This window comes from Facilibium subflavum, assembly GCF_003574485.1.
GTDB lineage: Bacteria > Pseudomonadota > Gammaproteobacteria > Francisellales > Francisellaceae > Facilibium > Facilibium subflavum.
The window spans coordinates 26859-50967 of the sequence record NZ_QLIT01000002.1; the positions used below are offsets into that span (position 1 = coordinate 26859).

25 protein-coding genes are annotated in these 24109 nt (G+C 36.7%); 17 read left to right on the forward strand and 8 right to left on the reverse strand.

The window, feature by feature from the left end; all coding sequences use genetic code 11:
• Positions 1 to 62 precede the first annotated feature (62 nt).
• On the reverse strand, positions 63 to 1157 hold the full coding sequence (gene rluD, locus DNK84_RS00675; protein ID WP_119342650.1) for a 23S rRNA pseudouridine(1911/1915/1917) synthase RluD: 1095 nt from the start codon (positions 1155 to 1157) through the stop codon (positions 63 to 65).
• Between the two features lie 80 nt (positions 1158 to 1237).
• On the opposite strand from rluD, the gene DNK84_RS00680 reads away from it, so the two are divergent.
• The 4 genes from DNK84_RS00680 to DNK84_RS00695 all read left to right on the forward strand — a co-directional run bounded on the left by DNK84_RS00680 (position 1238) and on the right by DNK84_RS00695 (position 4194).
• Positions 1238 to 2038 carry an outer membrane protein assembly factor BamD gene (locus DNK84_RS00680; protein ID WP_119342651.1) on the forward strand — a complete coding sequence of 267 codons (801 nt, stop codon included), beginning with the start codon at positions 1238 to 1240 and terminating at the stop codon, positions 2036 to 2038.
• Between the two features lie 69 nt (positions 2039 to 2107).
• Positions 2108 to 3091, forward strand: coding sequence for a recombination-associated protein RdgC (locus tag DNK84_RS00685; protein WP_119342652.1), 984 nt, complete (start codon positions 2108 to 2110; stop codon positions 3089 to 3091).
• Between the two features lie 9 nt (positions 3092 to 3100).
• Positions 3101 to 3754, forward strand: coding sequence for a DNA-3-methyladenine glycosylase (locus tag DNK84_RS00690; protein WP_119342653.1), 654 nt, complete (start codon positions 3101 to 3103; stop codon positions 3752 to 3754).
• A gap of 53 nt (positions 3755 to 3807) precedes the next feature.
• Positions 3808 to 4194 (forward strand): nuclear transport factor 2 family protein, encoded by a 387-nt coding sequence (locus tag DNK84_RS00695; RefSeq protein WP_119342654.1) that lies wholly within the window; start codon positions 3808 to 3810, stop codon positions 4192 to 4194.
• 16 nt (positions 4195 to 4210) lie between these two features.
• On the opposite strand, the gene cysZ is transcribed toward DNK84_RS00695, so the two are convergent.
• The 4 genes from cysZ to DNK84_RS00715 form a co-directional block, all read right to left on the reverse strand.
• On the reverse strand, positions 4211 to 4948 hold the full coding sequence (cysZ, locus tag DNK84_RS00700) for a sulfate transporter CysZ (RefSeq protein ID WP_119342655.1): 738 nt from the start codon (positions 4946 to 4948) through the stop codon (positions 4211 to 4213).
• Positions 4941 to 5909 carry a lipoate--protein ligase gene (locus DNK84_RS00705; RefSeq protein WP_119342656.1) on the reverse strand — a complete coding sequence of 323 codons (969 nt, stop codon included), beginning with the start codon at positions 5907 to 5909 and terminating at the stop codon, positions 4941 to 4943. The genes cysZ and DNK84_RS00705 overlap by 8 nt, the downstream gene beginning before the upstream one ends.
• A gap of 83 nt (positions 5910 to 5992) precedes the next feature.
• The gene (locus DNK84_RS00710) at positions 5993 to 7336 is read right to left on the reverse strand and encodes a D-alanyl-D-alanine carboxypeptidase family protein (RefSeq protein ID WP_162902131.1); all 1344 of its coding nucleotides are present in this window, start codon (positions 7334 to 7336) and stop codon (positions 5993 to 5995) included.
• 65 nt (positions 7337 to 7401) lie between these two features.
• Positions 7402 to 9168 carry a peptidoglycan D,D-transpeptidase FtsI family protein gene (locus DNK84_RS00715; protein ID WP_119342658.1) on the reverse strand — a complete coding sequence of 589 codons (1767 nt, stop codon included), beginning with the start codon at positions 9166 to 9168 and terminating at the stop codon, positions 7402 to 7404.
• A 231-nt stretch (positions 9169 to 9399) separates the two neighbouring features.
• Here DNK84_RS00715 and tyrS point away from each other — a divergent pair, with 231 nt between their 5' ends.
• The 3 genes from tyrS (at position 9400) to DNK84_RS00730 (ending at position 11706) form a co-directional block, all read left to right on the forward strand.
• Positions 9400 to 10638: a tyrosine--tRNA ligase gene (gene tyrS, locus DNK84_RS00720; RefSeq protein ID WP_119342659.1), complete on the forward strand. Its 1239-nt coding sequence runs from the start codon at positions 9400 to 9402 to the stop codon at positions 10636 to 10638.
• 1 nt (position 10639) lies between these two features.
• Positions 10640 to 10843: a hypothetical protein gene (locus DNK84_RS00725; protein ID WP_119342660.1), complete on the forward strand. Its 204-nt coding sequence runs from the start codon at positions 10640 to 10642 to the stop codon at positions 10841 to 10843.
• Between the two features lie 218 nt (positions 10844 to 11061).
• Entirely contained in the window at positions 11062 to 11706 is a 645-nt protein-coding gene (locus DNK84_RS00730) for a hypothetical protein (RefSeq protein ID WP_119342661.1), read from the forward strand.
• A 57-nt stretch (positions 11707 to 11763) separates the two neighbouring features.
• Here DNK84_RS00730 and DNK84_RS00735 read toward each other — a convergent pair whose 3' ends face one another.
• Positions 11764 to 12303, reverse strand: a complete 540-nt coding sequence (locus DNK84_RS00735; RefSeq protein WP_119342662.1) for a septation protein A — start codon at positions 12301 to 12303, stop codon at positions 11764 to 11766.
• A gap of 74 nt (positions 12304 to 12377) precedes the next feature.
• Here DNK84_RS00735 and DNK84_RS00740 point away from each other — a divergent pair, with 74 nt between their 5' ends.
• Together DNK84_RS00740 and tldD are read left to right on the forward strand one after the other, a co-directional pair.
• Positions 12378 to 13001: an L-threonylcarbamoyladenylate synthase gene (locus tag DNK84_RS00740; RefSeq protein ID WP_119342663.1), complete on the forward strand. Its 624-nt coding sequence runs from the start codon at positions 12378 to 12380 to the stop codon at positions 12999 to 13001.
• 16 nt (positions 13002 to 13017) lie between these two features.
• Complete coding sequence (tldD, locus tag DNK84_RS00745) at positions 13018 to 14466, forward strand: metalloprotease TldD (RefSeq protein WP_119342664.1); 1449 nt, start codon at positions 13018 to 13020, stop codon at positions 14464 to 14466.
• Positions 14467 to 14510: 44 nt separating this feature from the next.
• On the opposite strand, the gene DNK84_RS00750 is transcribed toward tldD, so the two are convergent.
• Together DNK84_RS00750 and DNK84_RS00755 are read right to left on the reverse strand one after the other, a co-directional pair.
• Positions 14511 to 15491 carry an FUSC family protein gene (locus tag DNK84_RS00750; RefSeq protein ID WP_119342665.1) on the reverse strand — a complete coding sequence of 327 codons (981 nt, stop codon included), beginning with the start codon at positions 15489 to 15491 and terminating at the stop codon, positions 14511 to 14513.
• 198 nt (positions 15492 to 15689) lie between these two features.
• Entirely contained in the window at positions 15690 to 16145 is a 456-nt protein-coding gene (locus DNK84_RS00755) for an ISAs1 family transposase (RefSeq protein ID WP_119342666.1), read from the reverse strand.
• A 118-nt stretch (positions 16146 to 16263) separates the two neighbouring features.
• Between DNK84_RS00755 and DNK84_RS00760 the strand changes: the two genes are divergently transcribed.
• From DNK84_RS00760 to DNK84_RS14960, 8 genes are all read left to right on the forward strand, one after another.
• Positions 16264 to 16977 (forward strand): TcpQ domain-containing protein, encoded by a 714-nt coding sequence (locus DNK84_RS00760; protein ID WP_119342667.1) that lies wholly within the window; start codon positions 16264 to 16266, stop codon positions 16975 to 16977.
• A gap of 38 nt (positions 16978 to 17015) precedes the next feature.
• The gene (locus DNK84_RS00765) at positions 17016 to 18530 is read left to right on the forward strand and encodes a hypothetical protein (RefSeq protein WP_119342668.1); all 1515 of its coding nucleotides are present in this window, start codon (positions 17016 to 17018) and stop codon (positions 18528 to 18530) included.
• A gap of 10 nt (positions 18531 to 18540) precedes the next feature.
• Complete coding sequence (locus DNK84_RS00770) at positions 18541 to 19875, forward strand: type 4b pilus protein PilO2 (RefSeq protein WP_119342669.1); 1335 nt, start codon at positions 18541 to 18543, stop codon at positions 19873 to 19875.
• A complete protein-coding gene (locus tag DNK84_RS00775; protein WP_119342670.1) occupies positions 19850 to 20401 on the forward strand; it encodes a hypothetical protein in 552 nt (183 codons plus the stop codon). The genes DNK84_RS00770 and DNK84_RS00775 overlap by 26 nt, the downstream gene beginning before the upstream one ends.
• A gap of 28 nt (positions 20402 to 20429) precedes the next feature.
• Entirely contained in the window at positions 20430 to 22205 is a 1776-nt protein-coding gene (locus DNK84_RS00780; protein WP_119342671.1) for a GspE/PulE family protein, read from the forward strand.
• Between the two features lie 35 nt (positions 22206 to 22240).
• The gene (locus tag DNK84_RS00785) at positions 22241 to 23323 is read left to right on the forward strand and encodes a type II secretion system F family protein (protein WP_162902132.1); all 1083 of its coding nucleotides are present in this window, start codon (positions 22241 to 22243) and stop codon (positions 23321 to 23323) included.
• Between the two features lie 46 nt (positions 23324 to 23369).
• Entirely contained in the window at positions 23370 to 23966 is a 597-nt protein-coding gene (locus DNK84_RS00790; protein ID WP_119342673.1) for a type II secretion system protein, read from the forward strand.
• 19 nt (positions 23967 to 23985) lie between these two features.
• On the forward strand, positions 23986 to 24109 hold a 124-nt coding region (locus tag DNK84_RS14960; RefSeq protein ID WP_119342678.1), incomplete at its 3' end, for a PulJ/GspJ family protein.

Below are 24109 nucleotides of genomic sequence, written 5' to 3' on the forward strand. Positions count from 1 at the left end.
TCTTAACGGCTTTGTGCACGAAATCAAGCCAAATATAGTTTGTATCTCAGATAGCTGTTGATTTATTGTGACCTATTATTTAAACTATCCAGCACATCAGGATCATCAAAATCATCCCAGTCTTCAGCATCATCAAAATCATCGGCAAAATCATCATCAAAGTCATCAAACATATCATCATATTGATATAATTGATTCGCATCATCACGTAAGGCTTTAATCAGTATTTGCATGTCTTTGGGTGGCTTTGCTTCAAACGTTACGATTTCTTTTGTAACTGGGTGTTTGAAACTGAGTTTGTAGGCGTGTAAGGCCTGGCGTTTAAAGTCTCTTAAGATTTGATCTAATTCAGCTGAAATGCCCCTAGGTAGTTTAAGCCTTGAATTATATAATGGGTCACCGACTAAAGGTGCGCGTACATGTTGCATATGAACGCGGATTTGATGAGTGCGTCCGGTTTCAAGCTTGCAGCGGATACGAGTATGTCCACGGTAGCGCTCAAGAATCATAAAATGCGTGATCGCCTCTTTTCCTGTTGGTGTTACAGCCATTTTAAGTCGATTGTGCGGGCTTCTGCCAATTTTTGTTTTAATCGTGCCGCCTGTGGTAATATAACCTGTGGCAATGGCTTCATATTCACGTTTTACCTGTCTTTTAGATAATTGACTGACTAATGCATTATGCGCAACCAGGCTTTTAGCTGCGACCATAAGCCCTGAAGTATCTTTATCTAGCCGATGTACAATTCCCGCTCTTGGGATTGATTCAAAGGCTTTGTCGTGGGCAAGTAAGGCATTTGACAATGTGCCTGTTGTATTGCCAGCACCAGGGTGTACAACCATCCCAGCAGGTTTGTTGATGACAATAATATCCTCATCTTCATAGATGATATCAAGATCCATGCTTTCTGCCAGCCACTTTGTCTGTGCTTCAAGCTTGGCATCAATCGTGATGTGTTCGCCGCCGATAATTTTATCTTTGGCTTTCTTTTCTTGGCCATTGACAAGAATATCGCCTTGTTTAAGCCATTTTTGTAATTGAGCGCGAGAATAATCGCTAAATAGTTGGCTTAAGACCTGATCAAGTCGTTTTCCAGCAAATGATTCTGGTACAATAACGCTTTGATGAACAGCTTCAAATGCGGTATGATGTGGCACAAAATAATCCTAATGTTTACATAATTGACGCTTATTTTAACCAATAAACGTGATAAACGGGAATAAATAAAGGCAAATAAATGAAAAAGATCGCTTTGACAATGCTTGGCGCAGCTGCGTTAGCCTTTCTATCAGGATGTGCAAGTACTGATAATAAACCCTTGCCTTATCAAGGTGAAAGTGCGCAATATATTTATGCCAAAGGGCATGAGCAAGTCCAGGATGCGGATTATTATAAGGCAATTGCAACTTTTCGCTCACTGAATTCACAATACCCTTTTGGTAAGTATACAGAACGTGGAAATTTAGATTTGATCTATGCATATTATCAGGATGATCAGCCAGAAATGGCCTTGGGACTTGCGAACCAATTTATTAAAGTATACCCAAGTTCAAAGCATTTAGGTTATGTCTATTACATGATGGGCGTGATCAATTTTGATAATGGTCGAGGCTTTTTACAGCGTTATTTGCCTTATGATATGTCTTTGCATGATCCACAGGCGTATCTTCAGGCCTTTCGTGAATTAAAGCGTGCCGTAGAGCTTAATCCCAAAGCAAGTTATGTCTCTGATGCAAAGCGTCGAATGGTATATATCAATAATATGGTAGGGCGATATCAGTACAATATTGCAGAATTTTATTTTGACAGAGAAGCTTATGTTGCGGCAATTAATCGTGCAAAAGTGGTGATTGAAGAATACCCACAAAGTAATGCAGTAGAAGATGCGATTGTCTTAATGGTCAAAGCCTATGATATTTTAAAAATGCCTGAACTGTCACAGAAGTATTTGGATTTATTAAAACTTAATTATCCAAATGATGCTTATCTGAAAACATTAGAAGATACCGCAAAACGTAAAACGGTTATTTTTAAGTAATTTAATAGCATAACAGACGTTTAATTTTGATGATGATTATTCAAACTAAAAATATAAAAAGGGTAAATTATGTGGTTTAAGAATTTGGCACTATTTGAGTTTACATCGCCATTTGATGTAGATGTTGAAACGGTAGAGGCACGTTTAAACGATTATCGCTTTGTTCCTTGCAGTAGCCATGCCCCGACATCGATGGGGTGGGTAGCACCTGCAGGTGGGGAGGCACCGTTAGTGCATGCGGCACAAGGGTTTGTTATGGTGGCTTTTCAGATTCAGGAGAAAATCGTACCTGCAGGTGTGATCAAAGAAATGCTTGATGAAAAAGTCGAAGAAATTGAGTTGCGTGAAACACGAAAAGTAAAAAAGAAAGAAAAAGATGCACTAAAAGAAGAAATTTATCAATCACTTTTGCCTCGCGCTTTTACAAAAAATTCAATTATTTATGCCTATATTGATACTATAAAAGGATGGCTGGTGATCAATGCATCATCGGCGAAAAAGGCTGAAGTCTTAACGGTGAACTTGCGTAAAGCATTAGGTAGCCTTAAGATTCGCATTCCAGAAGTTTTGCCGGTTTCAATGCTTCTGACGCAATGGTTAAAAACCAACGAATATCCAGTCGATTTTAGTATTGAGGATCAATGTGTATTACAGGACAATCAAGATGCCTCAGGGCTTATCCGTTGCCAGCGCCAGAATTTATTTACCGATGATATTCAATCCTTGATTGATTCAGGTCGCGAAGTCATTCAGTTAGCGTTATCATGGCAAGAAAAAGTGTCGTTTGTTCTCAATGATGAGTTTATGATTAAATCATTAAAGTTTTTAGAGCTGATTCAAGATCAGGTTAATGATATTGTTTCAGAAACAAAAGCTGAGCGATTTGATGCGGATTTTGCCATTATGACAGAAACACTTCGTGAGTTTATCGATGGCTTGATGCAGGTTTTTTCTAAGGAGAATCGTGTGGAGAAAACAGACGAAGTTACACAGCAAGAAGATGATGCCTTAAATAATGCAGATAACAACACGGCAGTATCTTCTTCAATCTAAAAATCCTATATGAGATTAACACAAAACGATTTTAATCAACCGGCTGTTGCGCTTGCTAAATATCTACTTGGCAAGGTGATTTGTCACAATTATCAAGGCATATGGCTTAAGGCTCAGATTATTGAGACAGAAAGCTATGAGCTAGAAGATAAGGCAAGTCATGCATCTTTAGGGTTCACCGAAAAAAGAAAAGCCTTATTTATGCCGCCAGGCACGATTTATATGTATTATGCCAGAGGAGGGGATTCGCTAAATGCTTCAGCAAAAGGTGCAGGCAATGCAGTGTTAATCAAATCTGCAATTTTTTATCCAAAGGCTGATAATATCGATAAGATGCTTGATATTATGCATGACTTAAACCCTTTATCAGATGGACAAAAAAGGCAAACAAAGAAGCTTCTTTCAGGGCAGACGCTGCTTTGTAAGGCGTTAGGATTGAAAGTGAAGGATTGGGATCAACAACAATTTAATTCGGTTTTCTTTATTGAAGATGCAGGGGTTAGCGTGAATGAGATTATCCAAACCACACGTTTAGGTATTGCCACACATCGCGACGCTGATTTATTGTATCGCTTTATTGATAAGCGATATGCGCATTTATGTACGAAAAATCCGTTAACGGTAAGAAGGCAGGCACCTTATTTGGTTATGGAAAATAAATAAAACTAACAGAACAAGTTTGTAACATTGGTCGTTTAATGGTAGAGGAAATCTTCATGAGTAAACAGTTAGCGCAGAATAAACAAAATGCAATCGAATTTTATGATCTGATGTTTAATCAGGCTAAACCAAAAGAAGCAATTGATAAATATGTTGGCGAATTTTACATTCAACATAATCCACATGTTGGTGATGGCAAATCTGCGTTTATTGCATATTTTGAGAAAATGGCAATAGATTATCCAGGTAAGCGAGTTTACTTTAAACGTGTACTTGCAGAAGGTGATAAGGTTATGTTGCATTGTCATCAAGTCTGGCCTGGGGATAATGATTATGCAGGTATTGATATCTTCCGCTTTGATAATGCTGGAAAAATTGTTGAGCATTGGGATGTGTTACAGGTTATTCCGGCCTCAGCAGCAAACGATAATACAATGTTTTAACTTGTAAAGCTTTGATTTATTGATTTTGCCAATGCTCCACATACATCTTGGTAGCCCCAGCAATTGCTGCAGGAATCACAAATATATTAAGCAATGGAATCATCAGCAATAGTGTGGTGAAAAAGCCAAATCCAAAGCTTAAAGTGCGTTTTTGTTTGAGTTTTTGCTTCATAAGTGGATAAGGTATTTCATTGTTATCAAAAGCATAGTCCGCGTATTGCACGACATTAAACCAGCTTAACAGAATCAACCAGTAAACTGCCGTAAACAGGTTAACAACAGGGATAAAATAACAAACCAGGATAATAATAACCCATGGTAAAAATGACAGCATTTTGCTGATCTCGCGCACCACGGCTTTAGGGGCAATCAGCAACAGTTTATGCCAGCTAAGCTTTATATCAACCGCTTTATTTGTCAGCTTAAATTGTACCTTTTCAGCTAAAAAGCTATAAAAAGGTGAGGCAATAATCAATGCAATAACCGTAAACAGGTATGTTGTAAATAACAACATGCTGATAATCCCCACCATATAGATCAGCCAATTAAGCCATCTAAGCCAGGATGCCAGGTGCTGATCAAGCCATTGAGTGAAAACCGCAATTTCATGCAATGCAAACCACCAAAGCCCAATAAAGATTAACAGGTTCAGTATCAAAGGGATAATGGTGTAACGCTTAATGCCTTTGGAAAAAATAAGTCTAAAACCAGATAAAAGATAGTCAATACCCGCTTGTTTATTGAGATTAGTCATCGCCTTTTTCCTTTAGCACAATCGGGATTTGTTGGGCAAAAACAGTCATGGCTTTTTTTTCTAAATCATTTAAGTGGCTTAAAGTAGAACTAAAGCTTTGTTTATTGTAAATAGGCTGGTATTGATCAACCCATTTTTTAAGATATGAAAAATGATCATTTGCTTGTAATTCAACCATATGGCCTTGCTTGATCTGTGCCGTTAATGTGAATGTATCAACATGGAATGTTTTTTCGAAAGGTAATGTCTTACCAAAACGCCATTGCCAGGTTTTTAAATTTTCTATTTCTTTAAGAATCAATGTGTTGTTTAAATCACAAGGAAGATACGTGATATGTTGGTGAAAGCGTGCAAGAAATGCTTGCTTGATTTCACATGTGTCTATATTGGGATAAATGTGTTGTAAATTCATCACTTGGGAGCGGTATGAGACGACCCCTTTGCTTTTTATATCTTCATCAAGCTTGTGATGCAGGTATTCTGCAAGTTTTGAGGTGTCGGCATTAATAAGTAAAGTACCATGATGAAAAGAGCGATCCTTTGTCTCACGAAAAGCACTGCCTGAGATTTTATATGATTGTCCTTTAAACGTTGTGAAGATATCATTTCTTGGTGAGATATACGCATCAACACCAACACTGGCAAGTACTTCAACGATCATTTGCAGGTTTTGCTTTTTATCATACATATCCGTTGGGGCAATAACGGTATAATTTAAATTCCCCAGATCATGATAAACCGTCCCACCGCCGCTTTGGCGGCGAATGACAGGGATTTGATCACGATAAAGTGCATTAAGATTGCATTCACGCCAAGGGTTTTGTGCCCGGCCAATAACAACACAGGGTGTGTTCTGCCAAAGATATAAAATAGGCTTGTCGGTTAACATTTCCTTGAATAACCAGTTCTCAACAGCCAGGTTGTAAAAAGGGTCAGTAGAGGTTGCAACATAAACATTCATAGAAAATCAGGATAAGAAAGATTCTTTATATTCGTTATTGTAGGGAAAACACCTGGCTAAGTACAATGATTTATAAGTGGATATTAAAACCAAAGGGCAACTGTGCCTTTGATTCGCTGCCACAATGAGCCGGTATCATTATTTTGCAAGACCACCACATCAAATTGCATTTTTGTTTTTCCTTTATAGGTCATATCCAAGGTGCCGGCTTTTGCGCCTGCTTTGACAGGGGCAACTAGTCCATCTGGATTCTTATGTAAAACAAATTGAATATCTTTAGGATCTACATCCCTTGGATAAGTAATGGCAATTTCTTTCCCGACACCAATATCTGAGTAATCATTTTCTCCTTTATATACACGGATTTGTCCAAGTCTATAGTTAGCTGGGTAAAAGACTTTGGTTTTAAAATTACTAAAGCCGTATTCCAAAAGCGTTTGGCTGTCTCTTGCACTTTGGATAAGGCTTGTTGAGCCAAGTACAACAGAGATAAGTCGATCATGATCTGGTTTAACAGCAGAGGCAACCAAAGAGTAACCAGCTGAGTCTGTTGACCCCGTTTTAATGCCATCTGCATAAGGGTAAATATTAAGTAGTTTATTATAATTTTGTGTGATAAAACCATTCATGGTGACTTCTTTCATTTTGAAGTATTTGTAGTATTGCGGAAAATCATAGATAAGGTGGCGTGCTAAGATAGCCAAATCATATGCTGAAGTGTATAAATTTGGTGCTGGAAGCCCCATTACGTCGCTGAAATGCGTATTGTTCATACCAAGTTTTTGTGCAGTATAGTTCATGATATTCACAAAACCTTCCTGGGTGCCTGCAATAACCATTGAAAGTGTCACTGCCGCATCATTACCTGAGGCGACAATCGTGCCTTCTAATAAATCCTGAATGCTGACCTTTTGCCCTGCCTTAAGATGCATGCTTGAGCCAGCTGTATGCCAGGCAATTGGTGGTACAGTGACTTCCTGGTTGAGTTTTAAGCTACCTGATGCCAGGCGTTGTTCAACAATATATAATAACATCATTTTGGTTAGTGATGCCGGTGCGATGCGCTTGTTTGGCTCTTTTGCTGCTAAGACATTACCTGTTTGTGCATCGACTAATAAATAGCTTTTCACATTAAGCATGGGCGCTCTGACAACCTGACCTTGCCAGAGTGTTGTTGCAGGTGTAATCGCCGGCAGTTTTAGATCTTCTGGTGCAGGAGGCACTTGAACATCAAGTGGGACATTTGCACTTGATGAAACTGCACCATAAGGATTTAATGGTACCCCCATATAGTTTACAGAAGCAGCACCATAAGTTTCTTGTGTTTTTGCGGCATCGGTATTTTGTGAGTCTGCAATACCCGGTTGTATGGTAAAAACGGTTGCAGCACTAAGTGCCAAAAGAGTTAATTTCTTTAAACGCGCCATGGTTATCCTTATTTTATTTTTCATGTCTTTACGGTAACTATTATACGCAAGCGTTTGGCCGTATTTCAATTGTTTTCAATGACTTGCATCAGCCAGCGTTTATTTCGGTTTAATAATTTATACTGATCTAGTGGTTGTTGGTAGGCAACGCCAAGGTATTGCAGTGTATGCTGCGCTATATTGGCAAATACAGGCGCGGCTGAAACACCACCATATTGATAAAAATGATTTTTCGTTGGGTCTTTTATCCAGATCACAATCACAAGTTTTGGGTTTTTAAGCGGTGCAATGCCTGCAAAGATGGCATTATAAGAATTAATAAAATGTCCATTTGCAACCCGATGTGATGTCCCTGTTTTTCCTGCAACATTAAACCCTGGTATATTTGCAAAAACCCCTGTGCCATGGATGCTAACAACACTGTTTAGCATAGATAAGACATCATTAGCAACTTTCTTAGGTATAACTTGAGGGCATATGGGATTTTGTTTTTGAATAATTAAGGAGACAGGGCATAGTTTTCCTTGATTTGCAAAAACAGTATAGGCGTGTGCTAACTGCAATACCGAACTTGTCAAGGCGTAACCAAATGATAGTGTGGCAAACTCAAATTTACTTAAAGAAGACAAAGGTGGTAAATAACCATTGGTGGCACCTGGAAAGTCAATCGTTGTAGGCTGACCAAAGCCTAGTGTGGTCAGTAAGGCGTACATTTTTTCTTTATCTAAGGTTAATGCCACTTTGCTGACCCCGACATTACTTGATTTTTCAAGTATCTGCGTCAGGCTTATATTGCCAAAATTGGCATCATCTCGAACTTTGTGGCCTTGTAAGTAATAAAAGCCTGGATTGGTATCAATCATGCTATCAGGTGTGTATTGGCCAGAAGTAAGTGCTTGGGCAATAAAAAAAGGTTTAATCGTTGATCCAGGCTCAAAGGTTTGAATAAGTGAGCGTGCTGCAACGTTCTTGCCAACATGTTCGCTAAAGATATTTGGATTAAAAGAAGGGTAGCTTGCCATGGCTAAGACTTGCCCATTTTGTGGGTTAATCACAACTACAGATCCTGATTCTGCCTTGGCATCGACAACGCCTTTTTTTAATGCCTCATAGGCAAATTCCTGTATGTTGCTATCGATAGTAAGTGTAAGGTCCTGACCTAAATGATAGTGTTTTATGTTAGAGGCGAATGAAATTGCCTGCTTTTTGCCATCTTCTATGGCGAATAGCTTACCATTTTTTGCAGAAAGCGATTTATCAAAGCTTAACAATAAACCATCCTGGCCTTTGTTATGGCTGTTTGTAAAACCAATAAGTGGTGCAATGGCATTGGCTTTCGGGTAATAGGTGCGATTTTGCTCATGAATTTGTACACCTGGGATATTGAGTGCTTTGAGCTGATTTATCTTTGATGGTGTTACAAACTTTGCAGCAATATAGTAACGTTTGTTCGGGTATTTTTGAATAAGTGTCTGAATATCGTTTACGGATAAACCATCAATATCAATAGTGTCAAGCTTTTGGTATTTTTGCGGGTATGACTTAAGCACTTTTATATCCAGTACAACTTCATATAAGTTGGTGCTAACTGCAAGCGGGATACCGTTTCTATCGTAAATAATGCCTCTTGTTGCATCCAAGTCAATCTCCCGGTTACTCTCACTTTTGCCTTGCTCGGATAAAAAGTGATGATCGGTTGTTTCAAGATAAAAAAGCCGATAAATTAAAACCAGGAAAATAACAACGATTAAAAAGATAACACAGATAAACCGCCATAGGTGACGTATTGGTTTTGGCCTGTTTTCCTTATTTTTTTGTTTATTTGATTTCATTCTACATTAAATGTATTTACGTTTAATTCAATCAGTTAAGCGCCAGTGTAGCGGAAAATCGATATGATCGATATTATTTATAGGTAAAATCAAATAATTTTCTCAGGAAATGTGCCATTTAGCTTGATTGTTGTTGTATAATGGTTTGGTTTTTTAAAAGCATATTGCTGTTAAAGTGATTTAAAAAATATGTACGATGAATAATAAGAATTAAGGGTTTAGCTAAGCGTCATGCAAAATAACATTGAAAAGTCGATAGAAGTCATTAAACGAGGCACAGATGAGATTCTTTTAGAAGAAGACTTAATCAACAAATTAAAAGAAAACCGCCCGCTTATTATCAAATTTGGTTGTGATCCAACAGCGCCAGATATTCATTTAGGCCATACGGTTGTTATTAATAAACTAAAGCAATTGCAGGATTTAGGACATGAAATCCACTTTTTAATTGGTGATTTTACGGCACAAATTGGTGACCCAACGGGTAAAAATGCGACAAGGCCACCTTTAAGTGAACAAGAAGTTGCACAAAATGCAGAAACTTATCAAACACAGATATTTAAAATATTAGATAAGAATAAAACCATTATTAAACGCAATAGTGACTGGTTTAAGAAAATGAGTGCAGGTGACATGATTAAGCTTGCCGCCAAACAAACCGTTGCCAGAATGCTTGAAAGAGATGATTTCTCTAAGCGTTATAAGTCTGGTCAAAGTATTTCGATTCATGAATTCTTATACCCGCTTGTTCAAGGTTATGATTCCGTTGCAATGAAAGCAGATATTGAGCTAGGCGGAACAGATCAAAAATTTAATCTATTGATGGGGCGTGAGCTTCAAAAACAGGCAGGTCAGCCTGCGCAAGTAATCATCACCATGCCGCTGTTAGAAGGCTTGGACGGTGTGAAGAAAATGTCAAAATCAGCAAATAATTATATTGGTATTGAAGAGCCTTTTGATGAGATGTTTGGCAAGATAATGTCGATTTCTGATGCGCTTATGTGGCGCTATTATGAACTGTTAAGTTTTAAATCGCTTGAAGAAATTAATATGCTTAAAAAAGGTGTTGAAGCAGGCGATAATCCGCGTGATGCAAAAATTATACTGGCAAAGGAAATTGTCGCACGTTTTCACAATGAAGATGCGGCAGAAAAAGCCCATCAAAACTTTATTGATCGCTTTCAAAAAAATAAATTGCCTGAAGATATGCCAAATATAAGCATTGACGTGGATGCCGATACAACGCTTGCGCATGTGTTAAAAGAAGCAGGACTTGTAAAAAGCACTTCCGAAGGTATACGCATGATAAAACAAGGTGCAGTCAGAGTTGATGGTAGAAGAATCGCTGTAACCGACATGAATAATCTAATAAGCGGAAGACAAACTATACAAGTAGGTAAACGGCGCTTTGCAAAAGCAAATATTGTACGGTTTTCTGCAGATAAAAACAAAAAAGAAGGAGAAGCTTAAAATGGAGAAGTTTATACAAGAAGTATTGGTGATTTTTGCGGCGTTAACTGCATTGGTTGTTTTATTTTATGTTTTTATATTTTTATTTTGGATTTTATTAATTGCCATTGGCATTGCTGTGGTTTACCGAATTATCAAATATATTGTGTATTTGTTTCTGCCTAAACACAAAAAGCAATCTGTTATTGATGCAGATGACCTGTAAGCTAACCTGCGCTTTGTAATGTGTACATGTGATGATATATGTGTCAGTATTGGAAAAAATGGAAGATGAAATTTCTATGAAATAGCTTGCGAACAGGAGATCTCGACCTATATTTAAAGTTGTAAAGGAAGTAGGTAACGCATAATATTGATGATAATCTTGGCTTATGAAATCGTGTTTTCTTAAGGGGTAGTAATGAGTGTTAGGAGTGCGATAGAATGCGAAAACATCTAAAATGCGCTTTGCTTTTTATTAGTCTGTTGGTATTAATCATTGGGTGTTCCGAAAAAGCACATAAGTCTACAAAACTCACTAAAGATGAGTTGGCGACTGGCGATTACTCAGATGAAGTCCTGCTCCACTTAAACTCAAGAGCACAACAGCTTGATTTATTGTTTCATAATTCAGCAATCGTTGAGACATTGCTTCAGGCAGATAAAGCACTTAAAAGTAAAGAGGGTATGTCAGAGGCGCTTTATCAAAGCCTGGATCAGCAAATGCAACAACAAAGGCAAACACATACGACACAGTTATTGTTGTATAATGCATGTGCGATGCGTTTAAAACAGTTTCAATCAGCTCACCCTGCTTTTGCTGAAATATTTATTACAGATGTTGCTGGCATGAATGTCTGTCAGACGAATATGACCAGCGATTTTTATCAAGCTGATGAAGATTGGTGGCAAAAAGCCTATAATGGTGGGAAAGGGCGGCTTTATTATGGGGATATTGAGTATGATCAAAGTGCTTATAGTATTGCTATTCCAATCTACATTCCCATCTACCATAAAGGAGAAGTGATTGGTATTAGTAAGTCAATTTTAACCATTGATGACATCACGCGAAGTAATTTGCATCGATAATTAACCGTGGTGATCTAAGGCTTATTGTTCATTGCATAAATTGAGAGATAAACGCTATTATTTTTGTTTGTGTTCCATGTGTTTGGCAAGAAAGATGCCTTGTAAAATAACAAAAATAATTGTGATGCCAAACATGCCAAATAGCTTGAAATTAACCCAGACATTTGTTGAGAAATTATAGACAACAATCAAATTGATAATACCTAAGAACAGGAAAAAGAGCCCCCAGATATTGTTTAAGCGACGCCATATGTTTTGTGGTAATTCAATGCTTTCCTCCATCAATCGCTGGATAATGGGCTTTTTCATCAGATAAGTGGAAAAAATAAAAATAAGACCAAATAGCCAGTTTACCACCGTAACCTTCCATTTGATGAGCACCTCATCATGAAAGTAAATCGTGGCACCACCCAGTATTAATACAAGCACAAAGGTAATAATATGCATCATCGCAATTTTTCTATAGCGGATAAGCTCATAAATAAGCTGAATAGCTGTGGCAATAATCAGTGCAAAGGTCGCCATGAAAATATCTTGCATTTTATAGACGGCAAAAAAAATAATAATCGGGAAAAAGTCAAAAAGCAGTTTCTTCATGTTCTCTCCAAGAAGGGTTAATGATACACTAGTGCATTAATTTTGTTTGTCACAGTATAAATGAAGACGGTGCTATGAGCCAATATATTGAATTAAATGCTTATTCAACTGATAAAAAACAGTTGGATCGGGTTATCCAGGCCTTAAAAGAAGGTAAGGTGATTGCTTATCCTACCGACTCTGGTTATGCTTTGGGTTGTAAAATGGGCTTGAAAAAGCCATTGCAGCAAATCAAAAAAATTCGCCAACTTGATGATAAGCATAATTTCACGCTAATTTGTCGCGATTTATCCGAGATTGCAGCTTATGCAAAGGTTGATAATACAGCCTATCGCTTGTTAAAGCGATGTACACCTGGTGGCTATACCTTTATTTTGCCTGCAACCAGCAAAGTGCCTGGGCTTATGTTGAATAAAAGTAAAAAAACGGTTGGTATTCGCGTTCCAGATCATCCTATTCCTTTACTGCTTTCAGACTGTTTGGGAGAGCCATTATTAAGCACAACACTGATTTTGCCAGGGAAAGTATCTCCTATCGTTTATGCTGATGAGCTGACAGATACCGATGAAAACAGAATGATTGACTATGTTCTTGAGGGTGATTATTGTGGTTATGAGCAAACAACCGTTGTTGATATGACAGAAACGCCACCACAAATCTTGCGTTTTGGTAGTGGCGATAGCAGTCTATTTGAATGAGGATTTACAATAAGTTATGCATACAGATTTTGATGTAATTGATACACACCTATTACAACCTTTTGGGCTAACCTTACCCGCTTTACAATCGCAGCTGGATCTTTTTCAGCAAAAGCAGATCGATTTTGGTGATTTGTATTTACAAAAAAGCTTCACAGAAAGCTGGGCTATTGAAGATGATGTGGTAAAGCATGGAAGCTTTAATATTGCTCAAGGCGTTGGCGCGCGTGCTGTTGTTAATGGACAAACTGGTTTTGCCTATGCCGATGATTTGCAATTAAAGACAATTCAGCAGTTAGTTTCTAATGCGCTGTATTTATTAAAAAATAGTACGAAAAATACGGTTAGTCAGAAACTCTATACACCAGAGTTTAAAAAGATTTACCCCACGCATTCCCCTATTTTAGCAATGCCAGCAGCCGATAAAGTGGCGCTTTTAAAGCAAATGAATGCTTATGCAAAAGCGCTTGATAAACGCATAGAAAAGGTGAGTATTTCATTGGTGGGAAGTTTTGAAATCATCTTGTTGCTTGCAACTGATGGGTTGTGCGCGATAGATCTTCGCCCTTTGGTTAGAATGAGTGTCACGATACAGATGTGTGAGGATGAAGAAAGGCAAACCTTTTCTGCCGGTGGTGGTGGCCGTTATGATTATCAATATTTTATTGAGGATGACTATTGGAAAACTTTTGTTGATGAAGCCTATAGTGGTGTAAAAGACAAGCTCAAGGCAAAACCTGCACCAAGTGGCAAAATGCCGGTTGTGCTAGGTAGTGGCTGGCCAGCTGTCCTTTTGCATGAAGCCGTAGGTCATGGGCTTGAGGGAGATTTTAACCGGAAAAAAACATCGCATTTTAGTGATAAGATTGGGCAACAGGTGGCTTCAGAGAAATGTACGATTATTGATGAAGGTTGTATTGCCAATCGGCGTGGTTCACTAAATTTTGACGATGAGGGGACGCCAACGCAAAGAACGGTGTTGATTGAAAAGGGTGTTTTAAAAGGTTATATGCATGATAGAATCAGCGCTAAGGCATTTGATGTATTACCCACAGGTAATGGCAGGCGTGAATCATATGCACATTTACCAATGCCAAGGATGACAAATACTTATATGTTGCCTGGTTGTGATCGTTTTGAAGATATGATCGCATCGATTGATCATGGCATTTATGCAACACATTTCAATGGCGGGCAGGTTGATATTACCTCAGGACAGTTTGTTTTTGTCATGGATCAAGCCTATCTTATCAAAAATGGTAAAATACAACACCCGGTTAAAGGTGCTTCTTTAATTGGACATGGCCCGGAAGTCATGCAAAAAATTTCAATGGTTGCCGATGATTTGGCTTTGGATAAGGGTGTTGGTACTTGTGGTAAGGATGGCCAATCTGTGCCTGTTGGTGTTGGGCAGCCTAGCTTAAAGATTGATGAGATTATTGTAGGCGGGCAGGACTCTTTTTAGGCTTAAATTTTACAAAAATGGGGCAATCTTATCTATCTAGCCGGTTACTGACCTGCTTGTTTATTTCGGTGCGTTTTTGTTGTTAACCAACCTTGCTTGATGCAGGTAAACAAAATACTTGAAGCAAGGCCAACACTGCCACCAATAATCACATCAAGTAGACGAATTCCACCAATGTGCAAAGAGTGGCTGCCAGCAAAAATCACCACAAAAAAACAACGGCTGGCAAAAGCAAGTGTATATTTTTTAATACCACGCAACGTAAACATAATACCAATAAAACTGAGATAATGTATGACGATATTGCCGCCTTGGAGTAAAAAAACAATCAGCAGCCCAAGTGGAACCCCGATGCATCCGCCTAAAAGGCGTTGTTGAATTTTTTTTCGAGACTGTTTGATGCTTAAACTTGCCACAGACAATGATGACCACATAAGCCATTGTGGTTGCGCTATATCAAAAAAATACCATATGATCATCGTTGTTAATAGCGGAATAAAGTAAACATAATAATCCAGTAAGTTTGCTTTAGAGAAAATAACATTTATGTGGAAATCATTGGTTTTATCTTTTTCATTGATAAGAAACCCTAAAAGTAAGCTTAATATGCTTACTAAGAGCAACAAGGTAAGCGTGAAAAAAGTTGGGGTTGTTAGATAAATTCTTGCTTCAAAACTTGCATAAATAATGCCGATAAATAAATAGGCACCGATTGTTTTAAACTGAGGATTATGCGTTTCGATAAAGCCAATAACAAGTGATAGGATTGATAGAATAATAATAAAATATATGCCACTTTGTGTGAGTAGGAAATCCAGTAAAACCGTTGCTGCAAATAAGAAGATAAGGGTTAAAAGCGCAAGATTATAACTTTTATGTGTGCCATAAGGAATGGTGGCAGCAATGGCATAAAATGTCGTTAGCATCCAAAAAGGCTGGTGTAGAAAAAACGCCAATAATGTTCCTGGAATTGAGATGAGAATAAGTTTTAGCGCATTTCTTGTGTCAATAACTTGTTGCAGCATAGTAGCCAGTAAGTATCATGAATGTTTATATTAGATAGTATAGGCTGTTTTAGCAATTTGTTATATTGATAAAAACTAGATAATAATATAGATTTTCTATTCAATTAAATTGCTGCACCGCAGCAATTTTTACCTCTTTATTTATTATGGACACTGGGGAAGTCCAGTTTTGTTGAATAAAAAACAGGGTAAACGCATCTAATTTTCTTTAACTACGGTAGTTAGATAGCTTGGATCAACCAGGGCCTTTCGCTGTTTTCGGCGAATACTCATCTTTACAGAGGTATCTTTTTTTAGAAGCCCTAGAGCAAACTTTCTCATCCAAGAATAATTGATGGCCGCATTTTCTTGGCGAATTCGGCTTTGATCTTCTCTAAAAGTAACGTCTAATGACCAGTGAAGGTTATTCTCCACCTGCCAGTGTGAGCGTATTGCTTTTAAGGTTTTAGTTGGCTCTGTATGTGGCAAGGAGCTAATATAAAAGCGCTCTTCATGGGTTGTTTTATTTGCTTCTATACGTTGCGAACTTACACGGATAAAACTGTTTAATTTCCGCCATTCAGGGTCAATCAAGCCCTTGAGTTCTTTAGTATCTATAACTTCAATGTTTCTACTTTGACCTACCTCTAGAAAATGGGAAGTGCGTAACTTCAGTAACTAAGAAGGTTCTTGAAATGTATTAAGACACTTCGTCTGATTCATTTGTGATCTATATATATTTAAAAATAATCTGTTAGTATCGGTGCAAATGCATTATTGATTTGATTAGAATATGAGCTTTGGGAAAAGTATTGTAGTTTTTTGTTTAATAAACATTTGCTTGTTTGCAAGTGCTGCCAGTGAAAAAGTAGGTAATTATCTTATTTTATTACCTGAGCATAGCATCAGTGCTACAAATAATGAGACGAGAACAGATCATTTAAAATATCATCCAAAACACTATGATGATGATAATAATAAGTTGCAAAAGCAACAAAAAAGTAAAAAAGCACAATTAACAGAGCAGCTGATGCGGTTACAAGCGTACAAAATTCGCTATGCTAATGACATGACTCCTTATAAGGGACAACACCAGCAGCAAATTAAAGAAATTTTAAAACAAAGTAAATTACATAAGCCAAGTGTCTTTGAATATGAAAATCCTACAGATAAGATTATAGGTGTGGCACATAATGCTAAAGAAGCCAAGGCATTAGCCCAATCCCCAATAGCTGTTTTTTATCTTAAAGCTGGGAAAACGTTAAAGCAAAACCTAACAATATGGGCTAATAGTCAGGGATATCAGCTTGTTTGGGACAGCAAAAATGATCTTAATATTCGGTATTCTTCCGTTATATACGGTACCTTATTAGCGGATAAAGGAGCGCTTTATCAAGTTTTAAGCTCAACGGCAGATACATCAATGCCATTACAAGCACAGATGATGAAGAATAAAGTCATTGTAATAAAACCCTATTCATATAGTCCAAAAATTTTGGCACCTTAGGATAAAACTTGCAAAGGAAAAAATGAGGTAAAGATAAAATGATTAAGAACTTTAAAAACCATATCGCTTTAGCCTTGTCAGTAAGTCTATTTGGCTGTTCATCTATTAATCATATTGACAAAGAAGCGAATAAAAATTATCAATATACAAATACGTTAATGAAAAAAACAGCGCATCCTAAAAGTGATGGCTTTATTCAGTATAGCAATGCATTGTATTTATCAGATAATGTATTTAAAATACATAAGAAGTTGCATTTGCCTGCTAAACTTCAACAGCCATTTGAGTACTATAACCATCACCTTAAATCTTTTGACTCTCTTATATCGTTAATTGTAACTGAGTCTGGTTATAATGTGACCATATCGGACTTGGCTAGAACAATCATAGATAAATCAAAAGAAAAAGAATTAAGTTACAATGGTACTTTTTCAGGGTTCTTAAACTATATTGCTGATAGCTATAATATTTCATGGTGCTATAGTCAAAGTGCGAAAGAAATTCATTTATTTCGCTATGAGCAAAAGACATTTAAATTAGATGTTCTATCAGGGGATATTCAGAATAAAAGTGATGTACAAAGTACAGGTCAAAACGAAAGTGGAAATAATACAGCGAATATTTCAACAAAATATGACTCAGGAAAAGCAAGCCAATGGGATAAAGTTGTTTCAGCCTTAAAACTTATGATAGGTCAGTATGGCCATATTGAAGCAGACTCTATCAGCGGCTATATCGTTGCAGTAACAACACCTGGGCGAATGAAAGAAATAACGCAATATATTAATAGCATGAATGATACAGCACAAAAAAGGATTGCTATTAGAGTCGATATTTATGATGTTACTAAAGATTTTAGCTCAAATTATGGGCTTGACCTGGATGCCGTATATAAAGCGACAAATGCTGCAGTTAATTGGTCAACAGACGGTACAATGTCACCTTTATCACAAATGGCTGCAGCAAGTATCTCAGGAACAATAGACTCTGGGCCATGGAAAGGGACAAAAGCATTGCTAAGTGCACTACAGCATATGGGAAAATTGACTCACATTACAGGGTCAACAATATATACGGTAAATAATCGTCCAGCGCCATTACAAGTTTCTACAACACAGAATTATATTAAAGAGATTAGTGTTACACAAAATGGTAGTGATGATGACACGCAAACAAGTGTCACACCAGGTACTTTACAGACAGGTTATTCTGTGACAGTTACTCCCAAAATAACAAATAAAAGAAAGATTCTACTAAGCCTAATGGTGAATCTATCATCTGTAGTGGATATCAAGACAAGATCCTTTGGAGGAAACTCTCATAACCAAAGTAGTGTTGATTTACCAACGACAAGATCAAAGAGTTTTATGCAGGCAGTTCCGTTATCATCTGGGCAAACTGCAGTTCTCGCTGGCTTCCAAGATAATGAAAATGATACAGCAACGAATTCCCATGGAGATGAATCGGCTTGGTTTATTGGAGGCGCTAAACAAACACAGAGCACTAATACAATGACAGTTGTATTAGTGACGCCTTATATTATTAATGATTAGGTGAGTAGTAATGTTTGAAAAATACATTGCAGGCCTTATTTGGCAAAATTTGGATAGGCCAGGACGGGTTAGTCGCGCTGAAGCTCAAAAAAGGCCTTATGTCATGGCGCTTAACAAATTACAGTATGGCTTTTCTGAAAAGACGGAAGATAAAAATAAAATATCTTTATCGGCGTTATTTGCCCATAAATATGACAATGTGATTTTTATTACAGATAAATTAGAAAAAGAAAATCAATCAAGTAAAAAACAGTATTGGCTGTGTGTGATTGAAGACAGTCAAATTGTCAATTTTGGAACGCTATTAGCACAAAGAGCAGGTGCCAATGATCAGCTGTCCAGTACGAATAAAGCAGATAATGAATATGATATTAATTATTCAGGCGATCAGTTGTTAACACAAAAAGCATTGTTGGCATTGGCTCCACATTTGTGCAACAAGGTGCAATCAAACCAAAAATCTTTTACTGTTAACATTGATACTGACAGCCAGGAAATCCGTGATGCTTTCAAGAATAAGCTAGAAGTACAAAATAACACCTTGACAGATGAGATCAAGTCTTTAGCCCAATATAATAAAAAAGCACGTTTAACAACCTATCATGCCAGACGTATGCGTAAACTTATTATTGGCGTTGCTGTAGGTGCTGTTGTACTTGCTGGCTATCATTACTTGACACAGCCGCCTCCCAAAAAACATATTAACTATGCTTTGATCAAAGCAAAGCTTGAAAAACAACATCAACAGCAGGCAAAGAAGGATCATCAAGCATTTATTCAATGGGAAAAAAAGCATGAGGCCTATTTCTTAATGCAAAAAGTTCAGTGCATGTTGCATCAACTACCATTGCTAGAGAGTGGTTGGTTGTTAGATAATTACCATTATATGGACAGCCATAGTATACAGGCCTTACAGCTTAGTTACCATAGGCTTTTTTATGGCAAACTATCTGACATTATTAAGGCCACTATACCAGGCTTTACTATATTACGTCATGATGTTGAAAAACATGCAGATAATGTTCAGTTGGTTGTTTCTCCAGATATAGGAACGTGTTCTGTAATCAATGCGAATATCGGGCATGGTGCAAAACATAGCGTCATAGATTTAGTTTCAGGTCTCCAGCTAATAGGCTTAGACTACCAGAGTTCTAAGCAGTTAAGCAATGCAAGTCATAACACGCGCTTTTATACAATAGAGGTCTCAGGTAGTGGCTTAGGACAGCTGAAAAGCTACATATATCTGACAGAGGGCTATAGTAATTTAATACTATATAGTTTTTCTGTTTCCCTTCAATCAGGTCAATTAGGAAAGTGGAATGTTACAACAAAACTTTATATTTAAAGCTACAAAGTATCACATACTATTAACATGTTCTTTAGTATTAATATGTTTTTTCTCCTTCGTAACGGATGTTTATGCATCTGAGAGTGATAGAAGGACGTTTAATGTTAAAATGGATACCTATCAGCGGCAGTTGATGTTGTTGAATATGGAAAACAAAGTTAAAAAAGCACAGATAGAGAATAAGAAATTAGACCAGCAAGTGATCTACCAAGTTGAGAATACAGGCTTTTCACCTTCTAAAAAAAGTAATCTAATTAATGAAAATCGTGTGTTTCCAGAACAACAGCAAAAGCTAACTAATACTAATACTAATACTAATACTAATACTAATCAAACTCTAACTCTATTAAGTGTTTATGGACAGACTAAAAAGCTATATGCACAATTGTCCTATGGTTTGCAAAAAGCTGTTATAACAAAAGACGATAGTGTATTTGATTATTGGAAAGTTTTACATATATCAAAAGGTTCTATTGTTTTAGAGAATAAACACACGCATAGTCTGAAAACATTATATTTATAAGTACATATTTAGAGCATGTAGGTGATTTATGTGGAATAGAATTAAGCAGCAATTTAAAACAAAAAAAAATCCCATGGCCTTGCATAAAAGTCATGCTAAACCAGTCATGTTTTCTCAAGATGCTGTTATGAGCATATCTGATTTGCCTTTTAGTATTGATAAAATATTACTTTTAGATAACGAATATGGTATAAGGGCTGAAAAATATGATTTAGCATCTTTTCTTTTTGTTAAGTCAAAAAATAGAAATGACAGTAGCGATAGTATATTTATTTTGCAATCACCCACAATGTCACAAAAGGCACATAATCAGCTAAATAAGTATAAATATGAAATATTTAAGAAAACAGAGTATAAGCATACAAAAACGTATACAGTGGCACCAAATGTTCTTCGTCGACTATTTGAAAAATATTCTAAACAGGGAGCGCCATCACATTCTGATTTAATTAGTTATTTTGATAAAATTATCACTGCTGCAGTTACGTTAAATGCATCAGATGTGCATATAAAAGTAATGCAGGATTCAGCAGATATTTCAATGCGAATTGATGGGGAGGTTTTTCATCACTCTCGTCATGATGCTGAACATATCCATCGAATGGTCCTTGCTGTATACAATGGCCAAGGAGCGGAAGGGCAAAAGGATCAACAGTTTGATCTAGGAGAAAAACAACAAACAATTATTGAAAGACGTATTAAAAATAAAGTCTATCGTATTCGGTTTATGTCTTCAAAAGTTGTTTCTGAGAGTAATGAGGATTTGCATCAACGTTATTATATTGTTGCATTAAGGTTATTATCTTGTGATGCCAGTGATATAAAAAAAATAGATGATTTAGGCTATACTTTAAGCCAGTTACAAATCCTTAAGCGAGTTTCTTACGCACCACACGGTGGAATTATCTTTTCTGGCACAACTGGCTCAGGAAAATCGACCTCTTTGGCAAGTTTAATTAGTGAAATTGTTGCTTCCTCAAAGGGGCGGAAAAAAATTATATCGGTTGAATCACCTGTTGAATATGTTATTGAAGGCGTTGACCAGTTGATTATTAATGAAACAGCAGGGATGAGTGAAGAAGAGATAACTACTGAATTTGATAAGACCCTAAAGGCTTTAATGCGTTTAGATCCAGATGTTATATATTGTAATGAAATACGTAACAGTAATACAGCAGATTTTTCACAAAAAGCGATTCAATCTGGGCACTTATTTTTATCAACGGTTCACGCTCAGTCTGCCTTAGGCGTAGTAGATAGGCTTGCGAATATCAATATGGATATTAACTTGTTATGTGGTGTTGGTTTTTTGCAGCTTATTGTTCAGCAAACACTCATTCAGAAGTTATGCCTGCATTGTAGCCTTACTGTTGAACAAATAAAAGAGTTCAAAAAAGAGGACGCACAGTTAGCTTTACTAATTAGTCGTATGAATAAAGTATTTGTTAAGTATGGTTTGCAAAAAGAAAAGATTAATCAGGTACGCTTTAGAAATGAAAGTGGTTGCAAAGCATGTAATGAAAGTGGTGTTGCTGGCCGTACTGTTGTCGCAGAAATGTTGCTTCCTGATACAGAGATACTTGAGTGCATTCGGCAAAGAAAATCAGTAGAGGCTTATAAAATATGGCGTCAAAATGGTAATAATACAATTTTAGAGCATGCCTTAAACAAAATGTTTAATGGTGAAATATGCCCTTATGCAATAGAAACAAGACTTGGCTTATTAGATTCAGATATTACAAGAGAGGGCTTTGATTATAAGACATATCATCATATATATACAACAATGACAGGTGAACAATAGTGAATTTCTTAATCAAAAATAAAAGTGTTACAAACATGCATACAACAAAAGCTGATAGTAAATATAACCCTCTGAAAATAAAGGGACTAAAAGTCCAGTTTAATTTGAAAAGAAGGTTGGAAATTTATGAGTTAATTGAAATGATTTTAGATTCTGGTGTGAGTATTGAAGATAGCTTGAGGCAAATAATTTCCAACTACAAGGCAAATAAGCAATCATTTTTAGATCAAAATTTACTTATTATTGAAATTTTAGAGGATGTTTATTATCGTTATACACACTTAGGGTTGACCTTTGTTAGCGCCTTTTCACTTTATATCCCTAAGGATGAGCTAATGATTCTTTCATCTAATAGGGATGTTAAAAAGTCTTTAGCAGCAGCAAGGAAAATTGGGAAAAAACTACAACGATTAAAACAAGAAATTTTTAAAAGTTTAGTAAAACCAGTTATTTACCTAGGGGCTCTTATTGGAATGATTTTATTTTCAAGCTTTATGTTATTACCGACGATAGTAAGTTCTATACCTAAGGAGATGCTTCCGACATTTACAATGACTTTTTATCACTTTAATTTATTTATTGGTAACCACCTTATCATATTTTGTATCTTTATTATTATACTGATTTTTGTCTATCAATATACTTCGTCACGTGTGTGTCATCCAATTCGGCTAGCAGTGCTAGACAAGTTACCGCCTTTTTCTATTTATAAGAATATACAGGCAATAAAGTTTATGATAACGCTCTCAACGATGTTAAGTAATAAAAATAACTCCATTGTTCATGCAATGGACCATATTGGCCATAACGCTAATACTTATTTAATGTATTATATTAAAAAAATATCGACCGCATTACATGTGGGGTATAACTCTGGTGATGCATTAGTACGGTCAAATCTATTTAATAAAAAAGTATCAAGCCTTTTAGCTATCTATTCTAGCCTAGGGAAATTTGAATTTGGTATACACCAACTAGCAGATAACTATCTTGAGCGGCAGATTACTTTGATAAAACGCATATTTAGTCTTGTCAATACCCTATCAATGGCTTTGACGGCTTTATATATCGTGTGTTTTATGTGGGCGATTTATGCCATTGGCATCAATGCTGTCTAAGCGAAATAACACGAAAGTAACAATAAAACTAAAATAGGAGAAAAAAATGAAACAAATGAAAAATAATAAAGTATTATTACGTAAGCGAAACCATTTAGGTTCTTATAGTAGGCAAAAAGGTTATTCGCTGGTAGAGCTAATGATTGTTTTGGCTGTTATTGCAGGCTTAATCGCAGTAGTTGTAGTCACAGCCAGATCACTATGGGCATCCTCTAAGTCAACAACAATGTATGATAGCGTTATTCAGCTTGAGCAGAATGTCAAATCATTATATACAAACGCCTCAGGTGTGACAGATTATACAAATATAAAGGTTGCTGATGTCATTGGGGCAGATGCAGTGCCGTCTACGTTACCCATAGATGATGGTAGCAAGTCAGGCGCTGCTACTATTGAAACCATTTGGGGAGAAGATACCAGCATTGATTTGACTGCTGGGACCCCAAAATCTGTTTTAGAGTTAACGATTAAAGGTGTACCGACTGGTGCATGTACTGACTTGGTTGGAAAACTTTACCCTATATCTCAACAAGCGCGAGATGTCAGTAGTGGCCAAACAGCTGCAGCTATGGCTGCAGAGTGTAAAAGTGGAAGTTTTACCGTTGATTTGCCAAGTCAGATGAAAGTAACAAAGTCGTCATGAAAAGGTAGTAGTATTTTAGATGAGGAACTTAAACAGTAAACAGAGTGGCTTTATGCTGCTAGAAGTAATGATTGCCGTAGCTGTTGTAAGTGTAATAATTACAATGTACTATTTACACCTGAGATATACTCGAATTTGGTGTA